The following is a 14,290-nucleotide window of genomic DNA, read 5'->3' as shown; positions in this document are numbered from 1 at the left end:
AACAAGTTCATAAGAAAATTATATAACTTTATGAGTTTTTAAATAATAAACGAATGCCCTATGAGATCGAGTTATTACTTATGTATTTTATTGTTCTGGAGCTTAGGATTTCATCAATCCTTTGCACAACAATTTAAGCCTTTTTCTGTTGTCAATCAGACAAATGGTCTTAATGCAGATATTTTATTAATAGGAAATAATAATTTATCGCAGCACTCAACTTTGCCATACGATGGAGTTGTAACTAATGATAGGATTAATCTGGTTTATGTTAATGTAGATGCTGCAGATCGAAGCGTTTACAATGCTAGTAAAGCTGAATTAAAAATTCCTACTGCTTACCAAGCCTGTCATAAAGTAAAATATGCGGCATTATATTGGGCAGGGATTTATAAAAATACAACTTTAGATATTAAGAAAGTTAAATTAAAACTTCCAAGATCTACAGTTTATGAAGATATATCAGGTACCCTTATCTATAATCAAACCACTGAAGTAAATAAGCCTTATGCAGCTTTTGCCGATGTTACTGATTTATTAAATAAATTGGTAGATATTCAAGGTGATTATACTGTGGCCAATATTGTTTGTTCAGAAGGTAACGACGCTTTAGGAGGAGGTTATTCAGGAGGATGGCATTTGTATGTTATATACGAAAATCCTAATTTGCCAGCTAAAAATATTACTTCTTTTAATGGGTTTACAAAGTTGAATAATACTAATTCTTTAGATGTACCTGTTAGTGGATTTAAAACAATACCTACAGGAAACGTAGGAGCTTGGGTAGCATTTGGAGCATTAGAAGGAGATCAACAAATATCAGGTGATTTTTTTAAAATTAATAATGTATTAATGCAACCTCCTTTTAGAAAAATCAACCAATTTACTTCTGATTATAAACAAAATTTCTTTAATAGTACTTTAACTGATCCTTCAGGACTTTTATCAGGTAGAACACCTAGTAGTAAGAATACCTTAGGTTATGACGCTGGTATTTTTAAAGTAGATAATCCTAGTAATTCTGTAATTAAAAATAATGATACATCAGCTTCTATTAATCTAGGGACAAATGGTGATCAGTACTTTGTTTTTTTTACAGCTTTTGCTGTTGATGTTATTGGACCTAGAGTCATATTAAGGAAAAATGTAACAAATAACGCAGGTTTAGATATTTCTAATCAAACCGTAGATATATGTGATGAAATTAATTACAATATATATTTTGATAATATAGGTAATGACGATGCACAAGGTTTAACATCTCATAAATATGGAACTAATTATGTATTGTTAAAGGATATTCTTCCTAAAAATGTAAGTTTCCAAAGTATTACATCTACAAATACGGCATTAAATACTTCAATGAAATATGAGACAAATCCTACAAATCCTAGGGAGTTGTTTATTTATATTCCTAAAGCATATCTAAAAAAAGATGCTCCAGAGTATTCAATTAAAATCAAGGTAAAAATTGCTTGTTCTTGTGATGAGTTTACAACAGCTTGCTCAAATGAAATTAAAAACCAAGCTTTTGTTGAATACAGTGGTGTTATTAATAATGCGGAAAATCACAATGATCCTAGTTATTCTCAAATAGATCCTAATTGTTTGGTAGGTTCTACAAATTCAACAAACTTCATTGTTGGTTTAGATAAGAAATGTAATTTCACTACAGAAGTTCTTTATTGTGGTAATACAACCACACTAAAAGCAGGAGATAATTATGGTAATTATGTTTGGACTGGGCCTGCAGGAGCAATTTTTACTCCTAATAAAACAAGTCAAGAAGTAACAGTAAATTTACCAGGAACTTATACTGTAACAGGCACAGATGCTATTTGTAGATCTATTGTTCAAACATTTAATGTTAAACTATACGGAGCAGATCTTGAAAATCCTCTAATTAAATACGATCAAAGTCTTACTCCTGTTCAGTGTACTGATTCAGGTGAAAGAATTCCTAGTATTTATCTTTGCGGTAAAGATGATAGTAAATTATTACAACCTAATATCGCAGGAGCTATAAAAGTAGAATGGCAATTATATGATGAAGCTAAAGCAGGTTGTGGTCCCTATAATCCTGTAACAAACTGTCCTGTTACAACAGATTCTTGTTGGAATAAAATAGTTGAGGCAAATGAATACACTGTTTCAAATGAAGGAAAATACAGACTTATTTATACTTTTATTGGAGGATGTACAAGAACTTTTTATTTTAACGTTTATAAAAATTTAATAGAAACTGAAGTTAAAGTATTACCTATTGTATGTGGTGCCCCAGGTTCTATAACAGTTATTAAACCTGTTAATAGTACCGGTAAATTTCAATTCCAATTAGTACAACCTAATGGAACGTTGGGTGTTTGGACCGTTAATCCTGTATTTCAAATATTAACAGCAGGTAATTACACAATAAATGTAAAAGATAATACGGTTCCTGGTTCTTGTCAAATTCCTATTAAAAACATCGAGGTACCAGCTAATAATATATCCGTTTTACCAACGGTTTCACAACCTAAATGTAATGGAGATTTAGGATCTGTTAATTTAGGTGTTTCTGGAGTAGATGGTCCTTATACATATACTTTATATCAAGGAACAAATGCCTCTGGATTAATCGTAGGAAACTCGGTTACTACGGCACAGGCATATAATATCTTTGATAATTTAACACCTGGTTTGTCCTACTATTGGATTGTTACCACTCCAAGTTGTACCAAAGACGGAACTTTTACTTTAATTAACCCTGCTCAATTGGTATTAAATGCCTCTATAACAAAACCTTTAAGTACATGTTCAGATGGCGAAATTACAATATCAGCAACTGGAGGTACTGCACCATACTTTTTCTATTTGAATAGTGCTCCTCCTGCCCCATTTTTAACAACTAATGTTATTTCTGTTACAAATCCTGGAATTAATACCATTACTGTATATGATTCTAATAACTGTACTCAAACAACTCAAATTAATGTTGTAAAAGTTCCAGCTCCTGTATATACAGTAAGCTATACTGATGTAAAATGTTATAATGATACTTCTGGGACCATTACATTTAATGTTACGAATGCAAATGGAAATACATTAGGATATAGCATTACTGGAGGTGCTCCTTTTACTAATAATTCATCGTTTACAAATTTAGCACCAGGTATTTATACACCTGTAATTCAATATACCATAGGTACTGCGGTTTGTACAAAAACAGAACCTAATATTACGATTTCTCAACCTGAAAATCCATTAACTGCTTCTGGAGGTGTTATGGCATTAGCCTGTAATACGACTGGAGGTAAAGGAATTATTCGTATCACAAATGTAGAAGGAGGAAAACCTTTCACTGGACCATCTCCTTATTTATACAACTTTGGGAATGGTTGGACTAACGTAAGCCAAATTTCAGTAGCTCCAGGTACTTATACTGTTTCTGTTAAAGATGCTGCTGATTGTGTGTTTCCAATGACGGTTACTTTAGATCCTATTCCTCCTGATCCAACAATTAACACGTCTGCACCTGCCTTTAATTGTAATGGTTCCGCTACGAGTACGGTTACCGTTAATAATGGTTCTACGGCTTATACATATACCTATTCTATCTCACCGGCATTGAATCCTCCACACGATCCTACTTCTAATGTATTCAAGAACGTTCAGTGTGGGAACTCTGTAATAACAGTAAATTATAATTTAACCAACCCTCCTACTTTTAGTAATTTATTAAAAGAAGATTTTGGATCGGGTCCTGATGTGTCTTCTCCAGGTATTAACCCTGCTTTTTGTTGGGAGAGACAAGTAGAGGCTACGAAATGTCATGGGAATAAACTTTTTGGTAACGGAGAATATACAGTCACACAATTCTTACTTAATAATCCTTATTCAGGTTGGTCTATTCCTTTGGATCATACTACTGGAGCAAGGCCAGGTAGATATTTAGCTGTAGATGCTGGAAATGCTATACCTAATAATGCTGTTTTATATAGAAAAACAATCAAAGATATTATTCCGAATCAGGATATTCAAGTTCGTTTTTATGCAAGAAATCTATTAAGAATTGGAAATACACAACCAGATGCTTCTTTAACAGTAGAGTTACAAGATAGCGCAGGCGTAGCTCTATCCTCTAGTTCTACAGGAGCTATACCTAAAACGGAAAAATGGGAAGTATACAACAAAACTATAAATCCAGGAAATAATACAACCCTTGATTTTGTTCTAAGATTAGAAGTTGCACAACAAAATGGTATCGATTTTGCTGTAGACGATATAGAAGCGTATCAATTGCCTATAACTTGTATTGCAACTAAAACTATTCCTGTAAATATCCCATGTGGACAAGCTTTTACGGCTCAAATTACATCTCATAAAGATGTGAGCTGCGCAGGATTAAATGATGCTACAATTACCATAGCTGCACAAAACTTTAATACAACTTCAGGGTATCAAGTATCAATGAATAATGGTGCTACTTGGATATCTTATAAAACATCTCCAGCAGTAGTACCTGTCCCTCCAGCAGGATATCCAGGATTTGTATTGGTAAAATACGACTTAACTGCTGCTAATGCAGGTTGTAGTTTTAATTTACCACAAGCCATAATTGTACCAGCTCAATTGCAAGTACAAACTAATATAACTCCAGCTACTTGTACTACTGGTGCTATTGTATCAGTTACTGCTACTGGAGGTACTCCTGCTTATCAGTACCAATTAGAAACTACTACGGGTGTTCCTGTTATAAATTATCAATCAAATAATAAATTTAATAACGTTGCACCAGGTGATTATGTGGTTGTGGTAAAAGATGCTAATGGATGCACACAAAAAACAACAATTACGATTGGTATTGCACCTAAACCAACTATACAGGTACTAGCAACATCTGATTTTTGTTATGATGGAACCAATGCTGCTACTATAGTAGTAAGTGCATCAGGTGGTACTCCAGGTTATCAATATCAATTAGAAAATAATACAGGAACTATTTTAATTCCTTTCCAAAATAATGCTACTTTTTCAAACTTAACACCAGGGAGTTATGTTGTAGTAGTAAGAGATACTTTTGGCTGTACTGCGGCTACATCAGCGCAACAAATTAATGCACAATTGGTAGCAACAGCTACTTTAACAAAAGATGCTGATTGTAATCCATCAAATCCAAATGCAGAAATTACACTTGCAATTTCAAATGGTTATCCAAATTATTCATATCAAGTAAGTACAGATGGAGGTGTAAATTATACTCCAGCAGTACCTACTCCTATAGCTAATTTGCCATTTAAATACTCAATACCTCCTGTTTTAGCTGATACTACATATCAATTTTTAGTAACAGATAGTAAAGGATGTAAAGTAACCACGAATACTGTAACCGTTAAAAAATTAGTACCTATAATTGCTAATCCTTCTACCGTAGCTGTAACCTGTAATGGAGGAGCGGATGGAAGTGTTACCTTTGCTCCTACTGGTGGTGCGGGTGGTTATCAAATTAACTTTAATAATGCTGGTTTCTCTAATCAGACTAGCTATGCTGGTTTGGCACAAGGAACTTATAATTATATTATTCGAGATCTTAAACTGTGTACTATTACAGGAACTATTACAATTAGTCAACCTAATATTTTAAAGGCTACAGCTGCACTAAATCCAAATTACACGTGTAAAACGAATGCTACTATCACAGTTACAGTGTTACCAAATGAAAATGGTGCTGGAGGTGTTGAGTATAGTAATAATAACGGTAATACATGGCAGTCATCTAACGTTTTCAGTAATTTAATTGCGGGTACTTATACCATAGTAGTCAGAGACAAAAATGGTTGTCGTTTTACGATTAACCCTCCATTTGTAGTAGTTCCATTAACCCCTCCAACGGATTTAACGGTTACTCCTACTTCTTCTATGACTTGTCCTGCTAAAACAATTAATGTACAAGTGACCGTTACAGGTGGTAGCTTACCTTTAAAAGAGTATGCTATAACAGATCCAGTAGCTGCGGCTGTAACAAATACTACAGGTGCTTTTACTAATCTATCTGCGGGTACCTATACCTTTGTAGTTACTGATGCAAAAGATTGTACGTATACTGAAAAATATACTATCAATCCATTACCAGATATGTCAATATCTAATCGAATTCTATCAGATATTAAATGTTTAAATGGAACTGAAGGATCTGTTGAAATATCGGTATCAAATTTTGGAACAGGTTATTCATACGTAGTAACAGGTCCTACTCCTTCTGTAGGTACAGGAACTACATCGCCTTTTGTATTAAACAATTTAAGAGCAGGAAATTACACAGTTGATGTAACTAATACTACAACAAAGTGTAAGATAACTACTTTATTTGAGATAAAAACACCTACAGTTGCTTTAGATGCAACATTGGATAAAGATCCTATTACTTGTACAAAACAAGGAAGTATCATTGTTAATGCTACTGGAGGATGGGGAGGTTATACCTATACAATTAGTCCTGCTGCGGGTACTTTAACTGGTAATATATTTAGTAATTTGCCAGCTAACAACTATACTGTAACTATTAAGGATGCAGGAGGGTGTCAAGTATCTAAAACAATTAATTTAACGAACCCAAATCGTCCTACGATTGCTTTAGTAGGAGCTTCTGATTTTTGTTATGACAATACAAACAAAGCATCTTTAGTTGTATCCGCTTCAGGAGGGATTTCTCCTTATAGTTTCAGTTTGAATGGAGGGGCTTTTGTACCAAGCAATACACCTACTGATAGCCATACTTTTAATGGGCTAATTCCAGGTACCTATACAATAGTTGTGCGAGATGCTTATGGATGTACAAATCCTACAGTATTCCAACAAACAATTAATAGCGAATTAAATGCAACAATTGTTTTAAATAAGGGATACGATTGTACGGCTACGCCAGATGCTGTTATTAATGGTAGTATTTCAAACGGTTATTTACCGTATGGCAAATATGAAGTAAGTTATAATGGTGGTGCTTACACCGTAGTAGGCACTATTACAGGTTCTACCTTTACATATCCTGTTTTATTAGCAAACTCAGGTACTTATAAATTCCGTATTACAGATGCTAAAGGATGTCAAATAGAGACTAATATATTAGATATAAAACCACGTTCGTTACCTAATTTATCTTTAAACATAACTAGTCCAACCGTAAAATGTCATGGTGATGCCACAGGTGCCTTTACTTGGACCGTTACAAACGGGACACCTGATTATACCATATCAGTTGTAAATACAACAACAGGTATTAATTATGGTACACAAACAGCTGGTTTACCTGCTGGTAATTATTCTGTTACTGTTACAGATGCAAAATCTTGTACTGATACTAAAACTTTCAGTATTACAGAACCAGCTTTATTAAATTATACAATTAAAATTAATCCTATTACTTGTAATATTGCAACTAATACTTATAATTTAGGTTCTATCTGTGTAAATACAGATTTAACAGGAGGAACATTGCCTATTACCTTTACATTAATTAACGCATCAGGTGTACAAGTAGGTACTCCGATTGTTGTTAATTCTTTACCATTAGCGGCTACAGTTTGTTTCCCTAATATTGATTATGGTGTTTATACTGTAAAGGCAGTTGATGCTAATGGTTGTTCTAAAGTAGTTCCAAATCAAATTGTATCTAGCCCACCTTCAGGTTTAACATTTGCTTTTACAGGTGTAGCTACTTGTGCAACAGGTGCAAGTTTAAAAGTGGATATTTCAGGAGGAGTTATCGGACCAGGTACTTATCAGTTTGGAATTGTTGATTTACCAGCTGCTCCATGGTCAACTACTCTTGTTAATTCTAATAATGGTGCTGCTTCTCATATTTTTAATGGTTTAATCCCAGGAGCCACTTATAGTATAGTGGTATATGATACAACAACAGGATGTTATCACTTCCAAACGGCCCCTACGACACCTTCGTTTATCAATCCTACTTTATCTCCGGTTATTAATAATGTGACGTGTAGAGGTGCTGCTGATGGATCTATTAAATTTACTTTAAGTAATTTAAGTGCAGGTGTTACTCAGTTTTCATACCAATTAGTTAATGCGGCTACTAATGTAAACATTGGAGCCCCTGTAATAATTAATTCGCCTTTTGTTTATCCATATTCAATTAATCCTTTAGCACCAGGTTCGTATAATATCTTAATACGTGAAATCAATGGAGCAAATGCAGGATGTGGAAAGACATTTGGTCCTTATGAAATAAAAGAGTCTGCAACGGATTTAATACTTGATTTGACAAGCACAAATGATAATTGTAAACCTAATGCTGGTATTATTACAGCTGCTGCTTCAGGTGGTACAGGACCTTACTTATATCAAGTATTTGTTGATTCTGGTGCAACTGGGGTAATAGATGGTACTGATCCTATAACGACAAATTCTGCATTTATTAGTTCTTTTAATCCATTAACCCATAAATCTAATGTATTTAATTTAGAAGGAGGAAAATATATAGTATATGTAAAAGACGCTAATGGTTGTATTAAATTTAATTTCATAACGGTTGCTGTAGATTCAGAACCAATTATTTCTGCAACGGTTAATAATTTATGTGCTGCTGAGGGTAATTTTGCTATTGATGTAGTACTTACAACTTCTGGTATTGCACCTCATGTGTATAGTATAGATGGTGGTGCTTTTCAAGCACAGACAGCACCGTTTACTATTTCTAATCTTTCTTCAGGAGTACATACCGTAGAAGTAAAAGATAAAAATGATTGTGGTAATAAGGTTACAGTTACAATTTTAAAACCTTTAAAAGCAATTGGAGATTTTACCTTACTTCCTACTTGTAATACAGCTACTGGTACGATTACTATTAAGGCAAATGATGGAAGTGGTAACTACAGTTATAGTCAAATAGCTCCTCTAGGAGCCACTAATTTAAATGGTATTTTTAATTCTTTAGCTCCAGGTAACTACACTTTTGAAGTAACGGATCTTACAACAAATTGTAAAGTAACTGTTCCTGTAAATTTAGCACCTGCTAAAGATGTTCTTTTCGTAGCAGCAACAGTTACTAATACTAAATGTATTGGTAGTAATGATGGTAGTATAACTGTAAATTTAGATACTACTAATACAGATGCACCGTACAAATATAGTATAGCTCCTGATCCAAACGGTGTGGGAGTACAAGATACGAACCTCTTTGCAGGTTTACCTTTAGGCAATTATGTTGTCACAGTAACTTCTGCAAGAGGTTGCTCGGCTACTCAAAACGTAAGAGTAGATGAGCCAACACCTATTAACATTACCGCTGTAGCTACTCAGTTTGCATGTAATGCTACGAATGCTTATAATCCTGCAGAAATCAAAGTTACAAATGTTACAGGAGGTACAGGAATATATACAACTTATGAGTTTGAACTGGCTGGTGTTGTTTTACAATCTGGTGCTAGCTCTGCATTTAAAACACAAGATACAGCTGGTGGTTCTTACACAATAAGAGTGTTTGATTCTAACAGATGTATCGGAACTACAAAAGTTGATATTAATGCTATAACACCATTAGGAGCAACCATAGTTAAAAATCAAGCTATTGATTGTACTCAAAATGAAATTATTAGTATTAATGCTACAGGAGGTTCAGGTAATTATACTTACCAAGTAATTCCTTTTGGAGCAACTAACGTGGTTGCTGGACCAACTGCTAATCAATTTACAATTAGTGCAGCAGGTTCTTATACTTTCCAAGTAATAGATGCAACTACTGGATGTTTTATTCAAATAGGACATCAAATAAATGTATTTAAAACATTAACCGCTACTCTAGCACCTGATGCAAGTGTAAAATGTTTTGGAGATACTACTGGTGGAAGTTTATTATTAAGTGTTCAAGGGTATTCAGGACCTTATGCGTATACTTTATATGATAATACTAATACAATAGTTGCTGGACATAATGGTATTATAGTTGATAATACTGTAACCAATCCGTTTACTATATCAGGTTTACCAGCGGGGACTTATACAGTTAAAATTAAGGAAAATAACTTTCCTAAGTGTGATATTACAACAGCTTCTGCTACTGTAGGTACTCCTACACAATTGGCAATAACAGCTACTGTAGATAAAAATGATAATTGTAATCCTCTAGCAGGTATTATTAAAGTTTTAGGTAATAATGGTACTCCTACTTACTCCTATATTGTAGCGTTAGCTACTGATCCTGCTCCTACAGCTGCTTCTGTGGGATGGACAACTTCTACCGTATTTAATCGTGATGGAGGTAATTACATAGCTTATGTAAAAGATGCCAACAATTGTATCGCACAGGTGCCAGTTATTCTGCCTACTGATACGAATCCTGTACTAACACTCCCAGTGTTTGCTGCTAATCAATGTACTTCTAATGGTACTGATTATGTAATAACAGCAACTAGTGTTGTAGATGGAATAGCTCCTTATACTTATAGTATTACAAATGCTAATGGAACTAGCTCATTTGTAAATGTAATTGCACCGTATACCTTTAATGGATTAATTATAGGAAATAATACGATTACTATAAAAGATGCTAATGGATGTACCGACAGTAAATCAATTACTGTATATCCGCCATTAAATATCAATCCTACTATTGTTGCTCAGCCTACTTGTAATGCTAATGATGGTAAGATAACACTTACTGCTGTTGGCGGATCGGGTAATTATGAATACACGTATGGAGCTACAGTAAATGGTACAGGTATATTTACAGGTTTACCATTTGGAGATTCCACTTTTACAGTTAGAGATTTGACTACTGCTTGTACTAAAAATATTACAGTTAAATTAGAAAAACCAGATGATGTATTGATCGCTTCTATACTACCTACCTCTACTATCTGTAATGGAGATAGTAACGGAACGATTACAGTAAATTTAGAACCGGCTCCATCAAATGGAAATCCTATTTATACTTATGCTTTAGTTTTCCCTTCTCAACAATTGAGGCCAGCACAAACTAATAATGTATTTACAGGATTACCAGCGGGTAATTATACTGTTGAAGTTACTTCAGGTAGAAATTGTAAAGTAAAACAACAAGTTACAATCTCTCAGCCTGACGTGATGACTGTCCCATCTCCTGTTGTTAATCAGTTTGCTTGTACAAAACTAAATCCTAACTCTGTTAATGCTGCTTCAATTACTGTTAATGGCGTAACAGGTGGTTCTGGTAAATATGTAAACTATGAGTTTGTTTTAAACGGCAAGCAAGTTTATTTTGGTCCAGAAAAAACCTATTCAACAACGGATATAGTAGGTGGAAAATATACTATAAATGTATATGATGATAAAGGATGTAAAGGAACTGCTACAGTTGATGTAAATCCTTTTGTTAGTATTTCTGGACCTAATATTGTGGTAAATAATGATATTACATGTATTAGTGGTGAGGATATTACGGTAAGTGTTACTACTACAGGTGCACCAGTTCCTTTGTATGATTACAATGTAACTAATATGAGAACAAAAGCATCTATTACTAATACTACAGGTATCTTTACTAATTTAGGAAAAGATAACTACATGGTTACAGTTACTAACCCTGTAACGAATTGTAGTGTTCAAAAAATACATTATGTAGCAGATCCAAATACTTTTGCTATACAATTAGCAAATACCAAGGATGTAACTTGTAAAGGAAGTTTTACAGGTAGTACAGAGGTTTCCATAGTAGATACCATATTAAGTAATGGAAATCAAGCTGGAGAATTTAATTATACGGTTACAAATAACAATACTGGATTTAATTTAGTAGGAAATAGTGCTACTGCAGGACCACTCCTCATTAATGGGCTTTCTGCTGGTACTTATACTCTTAATGTTACTTTAGCTAAAAAACCTAATTGTACTTTCTCGTCTAATTTTACAATTAACGAACCGAACAATGCACTTACGATTGCCACTACTAAAGGATTATTAACTTGTACACCAGGTAATGATGGTTCTATTAGCGCAGTTGCTACAGGTGGTTGGGGTAATTACACCTATACTATATCACCGGTTGAAGGACAGCAATTATCTCCAGGTGTATTTACTGGATTATCGGGTAATTCAGCTTATACCGTAACAGTCAAAGATGATAAAGGTTGTTCTGTAAATCAGATAGTTAATTTATCTAAACCCGCTATTATTGATGCACCTAATATTGCACCAGTACAATTACGTTGTTTTGGTGTAAATGATGGAGTAGTACAAGTAGTAGGCGTAACAGGTGGTTATAATGTTCCTAATGATTATAATTACACTTTACATTATGTAAATCCTGTAGGAGTTACTTCAGGACCTCAAGCATCTAATACGTTTACTAATTTAGCTCCTGGACGTTATTATGTTATTGTGAATGACGCATCTAATTGTCCATCTAAACAATTATTCTTTGATGTATTACCTGCTAAAGAAATTAAAACCTCTTTATCTTTAGTACCTAATTCACAAATTTGTGATACAAGCCAAGCTAGTTTAATTCTTACAGCTACTGGAGGTACAGGTATATTTGAATATAGTAATTCTCAATCAGGACCATGGACACCATTCGTTTCTCCTTTGAGATTAAATAATTTAGCTGCTGGCATAACTTATAAATATTATGTTCGTGATACAAATGCTTGTGCTGGGGTTGAAACAAACGGATACACAATCAGTACTTTGTCACCATTTACGATTGATCCAATTTCACCTATCCAAGTAAATTGTTCGTATGACACAGCTAGAGTTGTTGCCCATGCAAGTGGAGGACAAGGAAACTATACGTATGTGTTATTACCTTCAAATATTTCTAATACTACAGGTATATTTATGAATGTCCCAGTAGGGAATCATACAATTCAAGTTAGAAGTGGTAATTGTACTTCTATAAGTACTCCTGTGTCTATTAGTTCACCAGCTGAATTAAAATTTGACTTAAAAGGAATTCAGACTACTTGTTCATACAAAAGAGATGGAAAAATTGTAGTAACCTTAACAGGTATTGATAATCGTAAATTACAGTATTCTATTAGTTCAGGGGATGGCTCTTATACACATCAACAAGTTTATACTGTTAACGATAGTGATTTAGCCGCTGGTACTTTTACAATTAGTAATCTAAAACCAGATACGTATGAGATAAATGTGTTTACAGTTGCTACTTCATGCCATCCACCAGTACAATCTGTACGTATTACAGCACCAGCAGAACTTAAAGGTACTGTGACTGGTATAGATGAAATATGTGCTAATGAAAATAGAGGAGAAATTCATATTACAAATATTCAAGGAGGTACAGGGCCTTATTTTGTAACAAAAGAATATAAAACAAGTTTTGATAATTCAACCCCACCAGTTGAAGTTGATGATTCAATTTATGAACCAATTAACAATCTAGACGGTGTGAACTCTCATGTATTTAATGGATTAGACGGTAAAAAATATTCTATTGCTATTAAAGATTCTAATGCTACAAATTGTAAAGCCTTATATTTTGTTACAATAGGTCCTGGTGATAGTTTTGAGCCTGTAATTAATGTTACTTATCCTTGTAATCCATTAACAAATAAACCAATGGTACGAATAGAGGTAACAAACAAATTAGACCCTAAAGGTGCTTTTGTTGGTAATTATAAATTTAGTTTAGATAATTTACCTGCTCAAACTAGTAATGTATTCTTATCTACTGATCCGAAATACACAAACCAGTTCTTAGCTCCTGCATTTCATACGGTATTTGTAGAAGGGCCTAATGGATGTCCAAATAACAATGTACTTCCAACTCCATTTATGGTAACTCCTCTAAATGAATTAGATGTTACATTAAGTATTTCAGGTCTTAATACCGCAATGGCAGTTGCTACAGGAGGTTCAGGTAATTATAAGTATACATTCTTTGCAGATGGACAACAGATGCAATCAGGATCTAATAATACTTTTATCTACTACCAACAGTATGAACAGATACGAGTAATAGTTACGGATGATAGTGAATGTAGTGATATAGATGTTAAACGCTTAACTTATATTCCTATTTGTATTCCTGATGTGATGACACCAGATGGCAATGGGGAAAATGATGATTGGGGACCTGGTTGTGTAGATCCTACAGTTTATCCAAGATTAGTGACACATATTTATGATCGTTACGGACGTCTAATTGCTACATTACCAGTAGGGTCAAGATGGAGTGGAAAATATAACGGTAAAGAATTACCTTCTGGTGATTACTGGTATGTTATAAAAGTAGATAATAATGATGGAAAAGAGTTTGTAGGTCACTTCACTCTTTATAGATAATTTAACTTTT

Annotated in this window: 1 protein-coding gene; it reads left to right on the top strand. The window is 33.9% G+C overall.

Features of this window, described 5'->3' with window-relative positions:
- The first annotated feature begins 60 nt into the window (after positions 1-60).
- Positions 61-14,280 (top strand): T9SS type B sorting domain-containing protein, encoded by a 14,220-nt coding sequence (locus HUE53_RS07330; RefSeq protein WP_192188389.1) that lies wholly within the window; start codon positions 61-63, stop codon positions 14,278-14,280.
- The last annotated feature ends 10 nt before the right edge of the window (positions 14,281-14,290 follow it).

The sequence above is a fragment of the Flavobacterium columnare genome (genome assembly GCF_014844295.1).
Lineage (GTDB): Bacteria > Bacteroidota > Bacteroidia > Flavobacteriales > Flavobacteriaceae > Flavobacterium > Flavobacterium columnare.
The sequence above is the reverse complement of the archived record's forward strand: the minus strand, read 5'-3'. Positions and strand labels throughout refer to the sequence as shown.

What these genes read in the sequence shown, in the direction of transcription:
- HUE53_RS07330 (WP_192188389.1), top strand. Translation starts at nt 61, where the DNA reads ATGAGATCGAGTTATTACTTATGTATTTTATTGTTCTGGAGCTTAGGA.